This is a genomic window from Defluviitalea phaphyphila (assembly GCF_001466305.1).
Taxonomy (GTDB): domain Bacteria; phylum Bacillota; class Clostridia; order Lachnospirales; family Defluviitaleaceae; genus Defluviitalea_A; species Defluviitalea_A phaphyphila.
Map to the genome: position 1 here is coordinate 218,338 of NZ_JWID01000004.1, position 15,772 is coordinate 234,109.

Here is a 15,772-nt window from a genome sequence, read left to right on the forward strand (position 1 = left end):
TATATTTTGGAATAAGACTATTAGATTTTAATAAAAAATAAAATAAATGCAAAAATCAATACTGTTTATTTAAATCTATTTTATTAATATACTCTCCTTTTCTTTCTATATAAACCTGTAGATTTTTTATAAAAATAGGAAAAGCTCTATCCATATATTTATCAGATAATCCTGAAATATGAGGAGTTATATATACATTTTCCATTTCCCAAAGAGGACTATCTTTAGGTAAGGGCTCTACTTCAAAAACATCTAAAGCTGCCCCTCCTATTATATTATCTTTTAAAGCTTGAATTAGGGCATTTTCATCTACAGTTTCCCCTCTTCCTATGTTAATAAAATAAGCAGTATTTTTCATAGATTCAAATTGTTCTTTACCTATCATTTTTCTTGTTCTTTTAGTAAGAGGAACTGTATTAACAATAAAATCTCCTTTAGATAAAGCTTCATTTAATTGAGAAACTTCAAAGATTTCATCAAAATATTCTACTTTTTTACCATTGGTATTAATACCTATAGTATTCATATAAAAAGCTTTTGCTTTTTTTGCGATTTCTTTGCCAATACTTCCTGTTCCTATAATAGTTATAGTTTTATTATATATTTCTTCATAATTCATTTTTCTTTTCCAAACTTTATTTTTTTGTTGATTGTATAAATTAAATGCTTCTATACGTTTATTTAAAATAACTCCCATTACATATTCAGATATAGGAATCCCATGAATTCCTGTTACATTAGTTAATAAAATATTTTTTTCTTTAAGCTTATCAAAAGGTAATTTATCAATTCCTGTTGACATACAGTGAAGCCATTTTAAATTTGGCATATTATCAATCACACTATTATCTGTATCAAAGCCATAAGTTAAAAAAACTTCTGCTTCTTTTAAATCTTCTTTATTTACTTTTTTTATATCTTTATAAATACAAAAATCAATAAAGGGATATTTTGATTTTAATAAATCTAATTTTTCATCTCCTATGGAAAGGGAAGATACTATTTTCATTTTTAATTCCTCCTTAGTTAATAAATAAAACTATTTTATCCATTATAAAACATAAACGATAGACTGTCTAATCTCTATATTTATACTTTATAGGATTAGTAGAAAAAGCATATAATATTGCAATTAATACAAAACTTTCTGATAAAATTAAAGGTTCTATAATATAAAGTTTTTTAAATATTATGCTTAATCCATCGATAAAAATTAAAATATATCCCAATATAAACAATAAATATTGACTTCTTGGGAATTTATATCTATACCAATAACATCCTAAAATACATATAAATATAATTAAAAATATAAAAATTCCTTGAACTATCATTAAATAATTAATCCAGGGGCTAATTAACTCTAATCTATAACCTAATCCACTTTGATTGATTAATTGAAAAGGACTATAATAAATAAGGATAAAATAAAAAATTATAAATGGAGATATTATTACTACTACTATCCATTCTTTTATTTTTTCTCTAAAGCGAGGAATAATATACCATAATGCTAAAGCTGAAGGAATAATAAGCCCTATAGTTGGTGGAATATAAATATAAGAAAGTATTTTTATCAAATTAATATTATTACTTAAAGTAAATATTATTAAAATAATATATCTAAATCCTATAATTAAAAATGATATAAAATTTAATGATTTAATAAATTTGCTAGGATAATCTTTAGTTTGTAAAATATTAAAAATTACTATTATTAAAGCTGATAATATTATATAAAAATTTTTCATAACTTTATCCCCCCTATTCCCTTTCTACTATTTTATGTATATAATAATAATTCCATGAAAAATTTATTAAAACTGTCATTAATTATCTGATTATGTTATAATATTTAAATCAAAAAAAAGAGGAAATGATTATTTTTAATTAATATTAATCATTTCCTCTTTTATTATTAATTTTTATTAATATAATTATTCTCCAACTAATTTTAAATTTTTTCGACTTTTAGCATATAATATTAATGCTAAAACAGCTGTTAAAATATTACTAAACAACATAGCATACCAAATACTATATTCTTGAAGATGAGAAAGCTTAGAAAGTGCTATTACTAAAGGAACTCTAAATAAATATACTCTTGCTACACTCATAAATAAATTTTTTTGAGTATGTCCAGTTCCTTGGAATACGCCTATAATAACTTGGAATATAGCCCATGGAATAACTGAAATAGAATATACACTCATAGCATTTACTGTATGATAAAGTATATCATCATCTTTTTTAGCAAATATACTAGCTATATCATAACGATAAAAAAGTATAATACTAATAATAACAGTTGCTACTACTATTCCTAAGGTCATAGTCTTTTTAATACCATCCCTTACTCGTTCCTGCTGATTTGCCCCAAGATTCTGACTTATAATAGCAGATAAACCTGTTCCAAATCCAGCTACACAAGAAAAAAGAAGAGAATTTATTCGATTTGTAACCCCATATCCAGCTAACACTTTTTCTCCATAATTTAATACATATTTATTAACTACTAAAAAACTATAAGAAATTGATGATTTTTCTACCATTATTGGAATTGCAATAATAAATAATAGTTTGAAAACCTTTTTTTCAAACTGTAAATTTTCAAGAGATATTTTTAATTGCATAAAAGATTTTCTTAAAAATAAATCATAAATTGCATAAATACTAACTACCATATTGCCTATTAATGTAGCTATGGCTAAACTTTTAATTCCTAAATTCATATGGAAAATCATAATATATGTAGATATAATTTTAAATATAATAGCAATAAAATTAATAATCATAGCCTTTAATGTTTCAGCATTAGCTCTTTTTATGGCTAAAAAAGAAGAATTTATAAATATAAGTGGAGTACTTAAGACTGTAAGTTTAAAATATATATCTGCCGTATCTATTAAATTTTGGGTAGCTGATGCACTTATTAATATTTGTCTAGAATTTAAATAACAAAAAAAAGTTACAATAACTCCTAAGATTAATGAAATAGTTATAAACTGTGATGAAATAGTCTTTGCTTTTTCATAATCTCCTCTCCCAATTTCTCTCCCAACAAGATTAGTTTCTCCTATTGCTAATCCATCACTTATTGCTCTTATTAGATTATTAATAGGTCCTACAAAAGTAATTGCAGCTAATTCCATACTTCCTATATAAGAAACAAATAATGTATCAATTAAATTATATGCTGCATTAATAAAATTATTAATAGCTACTGGTATTGCTAATAAAATGATTGTTTTCCACATCGAGCCATTAATTATTAGATCTCTACGTTTTAGTAATCCATTTTTCAAATTATTCCCTTCTTTTCTGATATATTTTCATTAAACCTAAATTAGAGGCAAACAATTTTCATGCTTGCCTCTTTTTTAGCAATAATTATTAAATTTACATTTTTAAATAAAAGCTTGACCTCCATTAATTTGAATAACTTCACCAGTTAAGAAAGAAGCTTTTTTACTTACTAAGAATTCAATTACTGATGCAACTTCTTCTGGTTGGCCAAATCTCTTTAACAAAATACTGTTTTTCCAAGAATTAAATAAATTAATATCTTTTTCTTTTGTAGCTTGATGGAATGGTGTATCAATTGTTCCTGGAGAAACAGCATTTACACGGATTCCATACTCTGCTAAATCTTTAGCTAATGCTCTTGTAAGAGTTGTTACCCCTGCTTTTGCAGTAGCATAAATTCCTGCTCCTGGACCACCTGCATTCCATGCAGCAATAGATGTAAAGTTAACTATTGATGGATAATCACTTTTTTTCAATAGTGGAATAGCAGCTCTAGTAACATAGAATACGCTATCTAAATTTAAAGCCATTACTTTTCTATAAAAACTTGTTTCCATATCTTCAAAACGGCTTCTTCCACCAAGTCCCCCTGCGTTATTAACTAAAACATCAAGTTTATCATATTTTTCACTGATTTTTTTGAAATTATCAATTACTTGTTGTTCATCAGTTACATCAAATAAATATAAATCTGCTTCAATATTTAAATCTTTTAATTCTTTTAAAGCTGCATTACCTTGTTCTTCATTAATATCATTTAAGATGATTTTATATCCACTCTTTCCAAGCTGTTTTGCTGTTGCTAATCCAATTCCACCTGTTCCTCCAGTAATTAAAGCGTATTTTTCCATAATCTATTCCTCCTTAATTATTTAAAAATTTATTTTAAGAAATCTTCACGACAAGGTGTGAAAATATCAAGTAATATTCCTTTTTTTAGGCACACTGCTCCATGTTTAATATTAGGTTGTTTATAAGTACTATCCCCTTTTTTGAGAATTTTTTTATTTCCATCAATATTAAATTCAAATTCTCCTTCTATTACATATGTAATTTGTTCATGGGGATGAGAATGAATTTCACCTATAGAGCCTTCTTCAAAATGAACTTCAACAATCATCAAGTTTTTATTATGAGCAAGGATCTTTCTTTTTACACCACCTCCTAAATCTTCAAATTCTACATCTGAATTTAGGAAATAATTTTGAATTTCCATCAGCTACACCCCTTTCTATTTTTATATTTAATCTATCAAAAAATAAACTTGTTTTTGTTTATTATTTTTTTCTATTTTATACTCCATTTTAATTCATATAATATTTCTGAAGCTTTTTCTCTAATAATTAGAGTAGTTCTTGAACCGGTAATTGGATTATCAGGAGATTTTGCAATAAATAACTCTTTATTTTCTAAAGATATATCACTTGTAATTACCATGTCTCCTAATTTCCAGTCTAATTTAATACTAGGTTTATCATTTATTACTTTCTTTACTTCACTAATATGCTGATAACCATTTTTATTGAACACTAAATCAGCTGATTCAGTTACAAGATCAGTTATTAAATTAGCTTCCACATGGAAGAAATAATCACTAATATTCTCTGATTTTGAATAAACATAAAACTTATCCATAAATCCAGTATTTGATAACTCTATTCTTCTTCTAAAATCTACACCTGGATACACATCTACTACTTTTGCATCTAAAATATTTGGTTTAAATTCTAAACATTCTCCTGGTTCTACAGACACATGATTTTCTCCGTTTATAACTACTGTATTGTGAGATGGAGTCATTCTATGCCACTCATTACATAACTTATTACCATATCCAGAATTGGATAAATCTCTACTTAAGGAATATTTTCCAATTACTACTTCTATATTCATTTTATCTGGATGGGCATGAGAAGGTCCATTATGTCCATATTTATAAAATACATTAATTCCATTTTGTTTTATAATTCCACAATTGGAAGTTTCGAAATTTATTGAAACTTGTTCAACAGGTTTTGCTGTACTAGGGTCAATTTCTGGTATTAATATAAGTTGTTCAAGGGATATATCATTTTTATAATAATATGGCCTAGATAATGGGAATTGTCCCCTTTCGTAATCAGATTTTAAAATATTTTTAAGTAGATTCCCTACTTCACTTTCTATTCCAAAAATTTTTGTAGCTACACTATAAATATATGAATATGATTTTAGATTTAAATTTGGCCAACCATCATTAGGATTTGGAAGTTGTTGATTATCAAAGGCATATTTATATGCAGAAATAAACATCTTTTTAATAATTTCTTTCTCTTTTCCAAAATCAAAATCGTATAATTCACTAAATAATAATAAATTAGTAGCTCCTTCTAAAGTAAAGAAGTTATAGTGAATTGATCCTTCATACCAAAAACCATCTTTAGTAACCCCTTGTTGTAATTGTTTTCTAACATTATATTCTCCTTCAAATGCAAAATCTATCATTTCTTTATCATTTGAAAATAATCCCATTACACCTATACCATTATTAAGCCAAAATGGTATGTTATGTATTTTATTAACCTGGGGTTTTAATAATTTAAAAGCTTCTCTAAATAGTTTATCATGAACTTTTTCAAGAAAATCTTTTGATATAAAATCTTTTACTAATTCAAGTGAATTAACTATTCTAATTAATACAATAGATTCATTAAGTCCTTGTGGCATAATTCTGCCACAACCCCATTCCATTTCCTCTATACTTTCAAATTCATTGCCTTCTTTATTGTGAAGTACAAATTCTGTATAATGGTCAGCATAATATCCAACAATTTTCTCAATATATCTTAAATATTTATTATCTTCTGTTACTCTATATAAAACTCCTGATTTCCATGCTGTTAAAATAGCTTCATTACGATACATATAAACCCAAACACCATTAAGTAGTTCATTGTCTTTATACTCATGCCCACAAATTTCACAAACATGAATGTTTGGTGTTTTCCTATTATAAATAAGTAATCCTCCATCTTTAGAACAAAAGTAATGATGTCCCCATCTAGATGTTTTGGAAGGGTCATCATGAAAATCTTTCATGAAGTCTTCCACTTCTACCTTCATTGTTTCAATCATATTTTTATATTTTTCATTTTTTTCAATATTTTCTTTTAATAAATCTAAATCAAAATATTCCATAGGCCCTAAAACAACTCCTAATTTTTTTTATTTTTTTTAATAATACTTTTAAATTTTTCAAACAAATACCACAAACTTACATATATTAACCCAAAAGATATTGGTTCTCCCGGAAAAAATATCCTATTTTTCGGAGCTGAAAATAAATAAATTAAAAATTTATTTATAGCAGTGTATATATAGACCATAATTATTACTATAATTATAGCCTTAATAATTTCTCCTATTCTCAACCTAACCTTTTGTGCTACTGTAGTTTCGTTATAGTTTTTACTAAAAGGTACATTAAATGTTTTTGCAACAATGGGATTTACTAAATAAGCATTTACAGCGCCTAAACCCAATCCAAGAAAAAATACAAAATCAATTATACTGGCTTGGTTAGCTAGATTAGTTCCCCATCCTATAAAAAAATATACTGCTCCAGCTACCCACCATCTAATGAAAAATACTATTCTACTATCTGTAAAAAATTTTTTTCTTCTCATATAATTCTACCCATCTATAATTATTCAACTTTATTTGTAATTAAAACTATAATAGCTCCTATAACATATACACATACTCCTGCAATTACTAAATATAAAGATAAATAAATATCCTGATAAGTTACTGAATCATAAACTTTATAATTATTAATTAATATTCTTAAATACACAATAGCTGCTATGACACTTAATATATTTGATACTATAAATAATAAAATACTTTTTTTCCCTTCTTCTTTATTTTTAGTAATCTTTCTATTTATGTAACTTTTCTTGATACTAGATGCATTAAATAAAGTAACAAGACCAAAAATAATAAATAAAAATAAATAAAACCCAACTTCAGGAGTAAATAACTTAGTCATAGTTTTTATATGAAAGTGAGATAAAGCAAGCTGAATTAATGCCATAGCAGATATTATAAAAATTGTAATTTTAAACAATTTTTCTTTCATAAATTTTTCTCCTTTTATCGAATTCTTTTCTCTGTTTCAATATCAAAGAAATGTATTTCATCCATTTTAATTGCCAATTTTATTTTTTCCATATTATCAATAGTATGTGTTTTTGTTTCAATTTTAGCTATTAATCTATTATCTCCTACATAGAAATATAATAATGTATCTGCTCCTAAAAATTCTCTAACATCTATTTTACATTCTAAAATATTGCTATTAGAATCATTTTCTAATGGAATATAAAAATGTTCTGGACGAATACCAACAATAACTTTTTTATTATCATATTGTTTTAAAGCAGACATTCTATCATTAGGCATTTCTAAATCCATTCCTTTAGCAATAAATCTATTGCCCTTTATTTCTCCTTCTATAAAACTCATTGGAGGACTTCCTATAAACCCTCCTACAAATATATTTTCTGGTGTTAAATATAATTCCTGTGGAGTTCCTATTTGTTGAATATGACCATTATTTAAAACAACAATTCTATCTGCCATTGTCATTGCTTCTACTTGGTCATGAGTAACATAAATAATAGTTTTATTTAATTTACGATGTAACTGAACTATTTCTCTTCTTGTTCTTGTTCTTAATTTAGCATCTAAATTAGATAAAGGTTCATCCATAAGTAAAATATCTGAATCTTTAACAATGGAACGTCCTAAAGCTACACGTTGACGTTGTCCACCTGATAAATTTTTAGGAAATCTATTTAAATAATCCTTTAAATCGACAATATCTGCTGTTTTCATTACCTTTTCATGAATTATATCTGAATTTTCATGTCTAACTGTTAAACTAAATCCTATATTTTCATAAACTGTCATATTACCATAAAGTGCATAGTTTTGAAATACCATTGCAATATTACGGTCAGATGGTGCAATATCATTTATTAATTTGCCTTTAAATAACATTTCTCCACTTGAGATTTCTTCTAAACCTGCTATCATTCTAAGCAGTGTTGACTTTCCACATCCTGAAGGTCCAACCAAAACAATAAATTCTCCATTTTCAATACTTATATTACAATCATAAACTGCTTGGAAGCCTCCTGGATATATCTTATTAATATTCTTAAGCTCCAAGATTTTCATTTAAATCCTCCTACGGATGAATTTTTTCATCAAGATTATTTTCTAGAATATATGAAATTCTCTCTTTTGATCTTTTAATAGATACAAATCCTGCTAAAATTATACAAATAGCAGAAACTATTAAATAAGCACTTAAAATAATATCTATGTTTCCCATATCAAAAAAATACCTTACTAATTGAATAATCCCTATAACACAACTACCATAACTCCAAAAAAGAGAATAACTTCTAACTTTTACTGCAATTAAAAATCCCATCAGTGATAATATAATAGTTATTACCACAAAAATACCAATGTCTAAATTTACAGGCATACTATTTAATTTAAAAATTGTATATATCGTATTTAATATAATAAACCATATTACAAAATTATAACCTAGATTATTTTTTTGATAGAGTCTTTTTTCCTTATTCATCATAGCCTCCTACCTAAAATCACGTAATCCAAAAAATCTCAAACATTAATTACGCAATTTCCTGACTCTTTTTAAATTTTATTCTTCTTATAAAATTTATAGTAGTAATTAAAATCAACATTATACTTACAATAATCCAAAGTATAAATATAATTGTACTTATATCAAATGCAAAAGTAGATGCTTTATAATTTTCCATAACAGAAAAATCAAAAGCTAAATAATCATTTTTATAAGAGGGGATAGCATTTAAAATTGTATTAGAGGTCATAATTATATAAATTGAAGAAACTATTACATAAATATATCCAAAAATTCCTGGCATCTTTTTATGTATATCAAAAATTTTTAATATAAAAGCAAGTATAACAAACACTACTGCTTCGTTAAAAATAACTCTGTTAAGAATTTGCAATGTTTTATAATATTCAAACATTTCATTTGTACCCTCATAAAATAACTCATAATAATTAGTCATAAAACCTAATCCTATTATAAAAGTAATAATTGCTATTACAATTGCACAATAAGTTAACACTTGTTGAATTTTAAATAATATATTTTTCAATTTTATACCTCCAATCTATTTCATACACTATGAAAAATCATAGTGTATGAAATAGAAAATATAAATTTTAAAAATGTTAAAAAACAATTTTTTTAGTTACCTTGCATTCTTGCATATGCATCTCTATAAACTTGAATATATTTATCAATACCAGCATCTTCATAAAGTTGTTGTATCGCTTTAGCACTATCTGCTTCATAATCTCCAGTAATATATAAGAACATAGTATCAACTTGATCTTCAGATACAGATGTAGTTGCTATTTTAGCTAAATCCTGTTCTGTTAAAGCAAATACAGGAGGAACTAATCTAAATAATGGATTTTCTGCATCATAAGATGTCATAATTACATTTTTGTTTTGATGTAATGCCCATGCAGCTTGACCACGTTCATTAGTGTATTGTAATTCAAAACCTATTTCTTTTGGATAACCAATTGGAATTAATGATCCCATAAAGTCTCTTAGGAAAGCAGATATATCTCCATTTTTGAATTCTTGAGCTTTATCAAATACCCATTGTTTAAACTTAGGATATTCTGTTCCATCTGGAGCAACGAATTTTTCATTTTCTTCAAGTCCTTCTGGAATACCATAGTTTTGTACAATACGTCCTTCTTCTGAGAAGAAGAAATCAAATAAAGTAATCGCCGCATTAATTTCTTCTTGTGATGCTTGTGCAGATATTGCCCAACCATCTGGTTTTATAGCACGAGTATTTTCAAGGAAATAAATGAATTCATCACTACTACCTACTGTTGTAAGAGGAGGTAAAAATGCCACTACATCTTCATTTGCTGCTGTTGTTGAAGCAAACCAGTCATAAGTCATAAAACCAAATTGCTTATGTCCTTCTTCTTTATCTTTACCATACATTTCTTTTCTGAAATCATCTTTATTACTTGTATCAGAGAATTCACTATGAATTAATCCTTCAGCATATAAATCTTTAATATAATCAACAATTTCTATAAAACCATCTTCAGCATATGAATATTGTAATTCTCCATTTTCATCTAGATAGAATCTAGAACCATAGGAGTCTGATCCATGTACTCTTTGTCCTCCAAAGTAAGTCGCTAATCTTAATACATCTTCACGATATCCGGATTTTCTTACGAAAAATGGTGAAATAACTGCTCCATCTACTACTGATCCTGAAGAAACTTTAGATAAAGTATTTGGTGATAATTTTATAACACGCCATAAAGCAATTAATTCATCTATATCGTATTGTGCTGTTTCACCTAAGTAAAGATCAGATGGTTTTTCTAAATCTGGATATGTTTCATTAATATAATCTACTAATACTTGAAGTGCTGTATCTCTGTCTAAAACATTGTTATTAGCTGCCGCATTTTGTAATTCTATAACATTTTTATCATGTCTTTTATTACCCCAGAAACCTTCATAATTAATTTCTAAAGTAGCAGTTTCATCTTCTAATTGATCAGTAGAATCTAATAATGCTGTTACCCATGTTTGTCTTCCATGGAATGCACGAGCATAGTTACCAATTTCAGCTATATAAGGAACATGATATATTCCTCCGTCATAAGCTGTTATAGCAGTTTTAATATTAGGATTTTCTTCTAAGTATTTTGCAAAGTTTGGCATATAATCCATATAATCATTTAAATTAACTAAATATCCTTGTGGACCATAACTTAAGAAATCTTCTGCTATACCATTTCCACCATAAACTGTAGCATTAGTAAAGTTTGTAGCTGCCGCAATTTCTAACATTTCAGAAGCAGATTGGTCTTGAACAGTTACGTCATTAAGAGTAATTCCAAGTTGTTCTTGGATATACTGCCATGTTGGCTTTAACTCTCCTTGTGTAACTACCTTTCCACTAGGTAATTCTAATGGTGTAGATTGTTGATATGTAATAGTTCTTTGGTTATTACCTAATGCAATATTTAAGTCTATAGAACTAGCTAGCTCAAGTTCTTTCTGTTCTCCTTTAGATGTATCATCCTGTTGCTGTTCTTGCTGTTGTTCTTGCTGTTGCTGATCACCTTCTGATTCTTTTAAATCTCCTCCCCCGCATGCTGTTAAGCTAATCATCATTATGATTGCTATCAAAAAAGCAATATTTTTCCTCATGAATAAAACACCTTCCTTTTATTTTATTCTTTATTTTTAATAAATGGAAATACATAAGTTTATTATTTAACTATGTATTCCCATTATTAACTTATGTTAATCAAATATGAATATTAACCTTTAACTCCTCCTAGATTAACACCTTTAGCAAAATATTGTTGAATATATGGATATACTATCAATACTGGTATTATGGAACATACTAATATTGCAAATATATAAGAATCTGCAGCATAAGGTAAATCTATTGGCATATCATCAAACATTTTTTGATAGTTTTCAACCAATATTCTCATATATACTTGCATATTTAATTCCATTGGATCTGTCAATAACATTCTAGCCCAAAAATAACCATTCCATCTACTAGTAGCATAAAATAATGTAACAGTTGCTATAGCTGCTTTTGACATAGGTATATAAATACTTCTAATCATCTGAAATTCAGTTGCACCATCAATAGTAGCTGCTTCTTCTATTTCATGGGGAACTCCTTCAAAATAGTTTCTTAAAAGAATAATATTATAAGCTTGAACTCCAAAAGCAACAATTATTCCCCATTTATTTGCTACTCCCATATTAACATAGTTTAAATACATAGGAACCATCCCTGCATTAAACCACATGGTAAAAACTACAAAGAAATTAAGTTGTCTTCTAAAAAGCAATCTTTTTTTAGATAATGCATAAGCTCCTGTTATGGAAATAAGCATACTCCAAGCTGTTCCATAAGTTGTATAAAAAAGCGAATTAACATAAGATATCCAAAAACCTTTATCTTCATAGATTAATTTATAAACTTGAAAGTTTAATTCTTTAGGTAATAAAACTACCTTTCCTGCTTCATAAGGGATTTTACCACTTATAGATGCTGAAAAAGCATAAACTACAGGATATAATGCCATAATAGAAAATAATCCAATCAAAATATAAGCTAATATTTTAAAAATAATTTCACTTTTAGTTAATCTTTTCATTATTTGCATTCACCTACCATAACGAAGTTTCTGATATTTGCCTACTTATATAATTAGCCCCTACAACTAAAGTAAATCCAATTATAGCATTAAACATATCGGCGGCTCCACCAATAGCTTGGTTACCATTTTCTAATCCAATTCTATATACAAAACTGCTTAAAACATCCCCTGTTTTATATGTATTAGCATTATATAACAAAATAATTCTTTCATATCCAACAGACAACATTCTTCCTATTCTAAGAATAATCATTATAACTAATGTAGGTGCCATTCCTGGAAAAGTAACGTATCTAATTTCTTGAAACTTATTTCCTCCATCTACTTTTAAAGCTTCATATAGTACAGGAGAAATTCCCATAATAGCCGCAAAATATACAATGGAATTATATCCTGATTCTTTCCATATTCCTGTAATAATGTATAAAGGTCTAAAATACTCAGCAGTTTGTATTATACTAGTTCCTTCTGGAACTAAACCTATAGAAGTTAAAAAATGAGCAATAACGCCAGTAGTAACTTCACCTTTATAGAGCAATGTAAGTACTAAACCTGTTATTGTAACTTCTGATAAGAAATGAGGTAGAAAAGCAAAAGTTTGCATAACTCTTCTATAAAAATTATGAGTTATTTCACTAAATAATAAAGCTAAAATAATGGGAACAGGAAAACCAAATATTAATCCATACAAACTAATTAAAAAAGTATTTCTAAAAGCTTGCCAAAATTGTTGAGCATAAGGCCCAGTCATTAAGAATTTAAAGTTGGTAAATCCTATAAAATCACTTCCTAGGATTCCAAGATTGGGCTTGTAATTTTTAAAAGCAATAAGAAGTCCTGCCATAGGTTTATAAATCCATAATATATACCATATTATCATAGGTATTACTAATACATACAATTGCCAATCTTTCAAAATTATTTTTCCATAATAAATCAGCTTATTCTGTTCTTTTGGATCACTTTTTACCATCATACTCCTCCTACTTTAATTACTTTAAAGATATTATTTCTTTTATTTTCCCATTACAATATTTTATTAATAATGCATCATCTGAATAAGTTTTTCCATTATACTTTATTCCTTTGTCTTTTGAATAAAGGAAAACTTCTACCTCACCTTTATCACAGGTAATTTCTGCTCCAAAGGCTGTATCATTATCTATTTTTTTAATATTTAAATATGGATCACCAAAAGCTCCTGGAACTAATACATTTAAAAAGTACATTTTTTTAGCTTTATTTTTATTAGATATGTGCAAAGTTTTCATTCTTGTTTCTGTAAACTTATCAGGTTCTTGTGTTGTCATAATTGCTCTAACTACATTTTCTGATAAATCATACTCCGTTTCTATTGGAGATAAGTTGTACAATACCATTTGAGCAGGCCCATCTTCATATATAAATTTGTTATCTTTAACAATAGGATATACATCCGCATTCATAACCCAAGTATATGTATGTTCTTTTTCACTTTCTAATTCATCTAATATAATAAAATGTGATTTTTTTGTATGAAGGACATGACGAGCAAAACGCTTTAACTTCAAATCCTTCTGATACATCTTAGCAGTTTCTCCAACAACATAAGTATATGAAGGCTCATTTTTAAATACTTCTATTTCTGCTACCATATCTTCTGTGTAATTTTTCCAAATATTGTTTTGTCCTTCATCTACATATCCTTTCCCATCTACTATAACTACATTATGATCAGAAGCTTTAACTGTTCTATTATATCCTTCATCAATAGCCAAATATGTATCATTAGAACAAATAATAAAAGAATTATTGTCTGGATGTTGATGAGACAATCCAAAAGCATTTATATTTTTTTCTTTTTTTAGTTTCCATAAATTTTCCCACTGTGTTTTTCCTCCGGGATAACTAGTTTTAAAGGAAAAATGTGTAGCATTTTTATCCCATGAAGATCTTATAACTACTAATCCTAAATCTTCAAAGTATTTAACTAAATCTAAATTATCAAACTCCTCTTCTTCTACACTTGGGTCATAAAATAATAATTCAAATAGACATTCTGGTAGTATTCCAGGTTTTACTTTAGACATAGCTTCTTTATATAAGAATTTTTTAGAAACTAAATTAGCTAATTTTTGAGCATGACCATTCTTATACTCTGCAGCTACTTTATAATAAATAGCTGTAGAATGCCCACTTATTCTATCATGACAATCTCCAAAATTAATTTGTTCTTCTAAATTTGGAGCACTTTGATATAACCTATAGTAGAAAGTATTTTTAAGAAAATCACATTTTTTAAAGTAATCTATACCTTCTCTTTCTTTTAATAAATGAGCATAAATAAATAACCACATTGCTCCGTATCGCCAATATACAACTCCTTCGTAGTCACTACCATCTTTAGGCAATACACTATAAACATAATCAAAATTTTCTTTAGCACATTCAATCCATTTTTTAGCTTCAGGATATTCATCAACTATTGCATACCCTGCAGCGGCAAGTCCAGTCATATTAATCCAATTATGATTTTGCCAAAAATTAGTGGACCATCCTTCTCCTTCTGTTTTTATTTTAAAATCATACATTCTTTCTGCTTGCAAAATAATTTTAGCTTTTAATTTTTCTTTTTCTGTTTCTGTTAAATCTTCCTTTAACCAATCATATGATAATCCTAAACCAAACAAAATCCATGCTGCTGATAAATCTACATCAACCAAATGAGCATTTCCCCAATGCGGATATTTGACGCAAGTAAAAATCCATCTTTTAGCTTCATCTAAATAATGTTTTTGTTTTGTAAGTAAATATGCCAAAGATAAATTAGCAGAAGCTATTCCCATGTAAGTGGTACTAGCTTTAGGATGCTCATCTGGCAATTGTTCCTTTTTGTATTCCCTACATTGTCGATATAATCGTTTAAACAAAAAGGCTTTTTCTTTTTTAATATCTTGTCTGAGTTTATCAATATCTTGGTCAATAAAAATAAATTGGCTCATTATACCACTCCATTATTAGTTTTACGTATATTCGTAATAATTACGATTGCCATGGCATAAATATTTTATTACAACTAAAATAAATAAATTAATAAAATTAAACTTAATACATATTATTACTCAACTTACTGACACACTTATTTCATACGTATATTCGTAATCAATTCAAGACAATAAAATTATAA

The 15,772-nt window shown here is 27.0% G+C and carries 15 protein-coding genes; all 15 read right to left on the reverse strand.

The features are described from left to right. Positions 1 to 55: 55 nt before the first annotated feature. Positions 56 to 1,009: a D-2-hydroxyacid dehydrogenase gene (locus tag OM90_RS04875; RefSeq protein ID WP_058485780.1), complete on the reverse strand. Its 954-nt coding sequence runs from the start codon at positions 1,007 to 1,009 to the stop codon at positions 56 to 58. A gap of 67 nt (positions 1,010 to 1,076) precedes the next feature. Continuing rightward, entirely contained in the window at positions 1,077 to 1,751 is a 675-nt protein-coding gene (locus OM90_RS04880; protein ID WP_058485781.1) for a hypothetical protein, read from the reverse strand. Between the two features lie 186 nt (positions 1,752 to 1,937). Beyond that, entirely contained in the window at positions 1,938 to 3,305 is a 1,368-nt protein-coding gene (locus tag OM90_RS04885) for an MATE family efflux transporter (RefSeq protein WP_058485782.1), read from the reverse strand. 102 nt (positions 3,306 to 3,407) lie between these two features. Further along, on the reverse strand, positions 3,408 to 4,157 hold the full coding sequence (locus OM90_RS04890) for an SDR family NAD(P)-dependent oxidoreductase (protein WP_058485783.1): 750 nt from the start codon (positions 4,155 to 4,157) through the stop codon (positions 3,408 to 3,410). Positions 4,158 to 4,186: 29 nt separating this feature from the next. Further along, complete coding sequence (locus OM90_RS04895) at positions 4,187 to 4,522, reverse strand: cupin domain-containing protein (protein WP_058485784.1); 336 nt, start codon at positions 4,520 to 4,522, stop codon at positions 4,187 to 4,189. Between the two features lie 71 nt (positions 4,523 to 4,593). Continuing rightward, positions 4,594 to 6,483, reverse strand: a complete 1,890-nt coding sequence (locus tag OM90_RS04900) for a heparinase II/III domain-containing protein (RefSeq protein WP_058485785.1) — start codon at positions 6,481 to 6,483, stop codon at positions 4,594 to 4,596. Positions 6,484 to 6,500: 17 nt separating this feature from the next. Continuing rightward, on the reverse strand, positions 6,501 to 6,971 hold the full coding sequence (locus OM90_RS04905) for a hypothetical protein (protein ID WP_058485786.1): 471 nt from the start codon (positions 6,969 to 6,971) through the stop codon (positions 6,501 to 6,503). Positions 6,972 to 6,991: 20 nt separating this feature from the next. Continuing rightward, a complete protein-coding gene (locus tag OM90_RS04910; protein WP_058485787.1) occupies positions 6,992 to 7,426 on the reverse strand; it encodes a hypothetical protein in 435 nt (144 codons plus the stop codon). A 14-nt stretch (positions 7,427 to 7,440) separates the two neighbouring features. Beyond that, the gene (locus OM90_RS04915) at positions 7,441 to 8,529 is read right to left on the reverse strand and encodes an ABC transporter ATP-binding protein (RefSeq protein ID WP_058485788.1); all 1,089 of its coding nucleotides are present in this window, start codon (positions 8,527 to 8,529) and stop codon (positions 7,441 to 7,443) included. A 10-nt stretch (positions 8,530 to 8,539) separates the two neighbouring features. After that, complete coding sequence (locus tag OM90_RS04920) at positions 8,540 to 8,950, reverse strand: hypothetical protein (RefSeq protein ID WP_058485789.1); 411 nt, start codon at positions 8,948 to 8,950, stop codon at positions 8,540 to 8,542. 49 nt (positions 8,951 to 8,999) lie between these two features. Then, positions 9,000 to 9,518: a hypothetical protein gene (locus OM90_RS04925; protein WP_058485790.1), complete on the reverse strand. Its 519-nt coding sequence runs from the start codon at positions 9,516 to 9,518 to the stop codon at positions 9,000 to 9,002. Positions 9,519 to 9,610: 92 nt separating this feature from the next. Continuing rightward, positions 9,611 to 11,626 (reverse strand): type 2 periplasmic-binding domain-containing protein, encoded by a 2,016-nt coding sequence (locus OM90_RS04930; protein WP_058485791.1) that lies wholly within the window; start codon positions 11,624 to 11,626, stop codon positions 9,611 to 9,613. A gap of 113 nt (positions 11,627 to 11,739) precedes the next feature. Continuing rightward, positions 11,740 to 12,603: a carbohydrate ABC transporter permease gene (locus OM90_RS04935; RefSeq protein WP_058485792.1), complete on the reverse strand. Its 864-nt coding sequence runs from the start codon at positions 12,601 to 12,603 to the stop codon at positions 11,740 to 11,742. 13 nt (positions 12,604 to 12,616) lie between these two features. Further along, on the reverse strand, positions 12,617 to 13,579 hold the full coding sequence (locus OM90_RS04940) for an ABC transporter permease (protein ID WP_058485793.1): 963 nt from the start codon (positions 13,577 to 13,579) through the stop codon (positions 12,617 to 12,619). A 19-nt stretch (positions 13,580 to 13,598) separates the two neighbouring features. Further along, on the reverse strand, positions 13,599 to 15,587 hold the full coding sequence (locus OM90_RS04945) for a DUF4962 domain-containing protein (RefSeq protein WP_058485794.1): 1,989 nt from the start codon (positions 15,585 to 15,587) through the stop codon (positions 13,599 to 13,601). Positions 15,588 to 15,772 lie beyond the last annotated feature (185 nt).

Excerpts from the sequence above, each read along its gene's own strand:
- OM90_RS04875 (WP_058485780.1), bottom strand. The coding sequence starts at position 1,009 with ATGAAAATAGTATCTTCCCTTTCCATAGGAGATGAAAAATTAGATTTA.
- OM90_RS04880 (WP_058485781.1), bottom strand. The coding sequence starts at position 1,751 with ATGAAAAATTTTTATATAATATTATCAGCTTTAATAATAGTAATTTTT.
- OM90_RS04890 (WP_058485783.1), bottom strand. The coding sequence starts at position 4,157 with ATGGAAAAATACGCTTTAATTACTGGAGGAACAGGTGGAATTGGATTA.
- OM90_RS04895 (WP_058485784.1), bottom strand. The coding sequence starts at position 4,522 with ATGGAAATTCAAAATTATTTCCTAAATTCAGATGTAGAATTTGAAGAT.
- OM90_RS04900 (WP_058485785.1), bottom strand. The coding sequence starts at position 6,483 with ATGGAATATTTTGATTTAGATTTATTAAAAGAAAATATTGAAAAAAAT.
- OM90_RS04905 (WP_058485786.1), bottom strand. The coding sequence starts at position 6,971 with ATGAGAAGAAAAAAATTTTTTACAGATAGTAGAATAGTATTTTTCATT.
- OM90_RS04910 (WP_058485787.1), bottom strand. The coding sequence starts at position 7,426 with ATGAAAGAAAAATTGTTTAAAATTACAATTTTTATAATATCTGCTATG.
- OM90_RS04915 (WP_058485788.1), bottom strand. The coding sequence starts at position 8,529 with ATGAAAATCTTGGAGCTTAAGAATATTAATAAGATATATCCAGGAGGC.
- OM90_RS04920 (WP_058485789.1), bottom strand. The coding sequence starts at position 8,950 with ATGAATAAGGAAAAAAGACTCTATCAAAAAAATAATCTAGGTTATAAT.
- OM90_RS04930 (WP_058485791.1), bottom strand. The coding sequence starts at position 11,626 with ATGAGGAAAAATATTGCTTTTTTGATAGCAATCATAATGATGATTAGC.
- OM90_RS04935 (WP_058485792.1), bottom strand. The coding sequence starts at position 12,603 with ATGAAAAGATTAACTAAAAGTGAAATTATTTTTAAAATATTAGCTTAT.
- OM90_RS04940 (WP_058485793.1), bottom strand. The coding sequence starts at position 13,579 with ATGGTAAAAAGTGATCCAAAAGAACAGAATAAGCTGATTTATTATGGA.
- OM90_RS04945 (WP_058485794.1), bottom strand. The coding sequence starts at position 15,587 with ATGAGCCAATTTATTTTTATTGACCAAGATATTGATAAACTCAGACAA.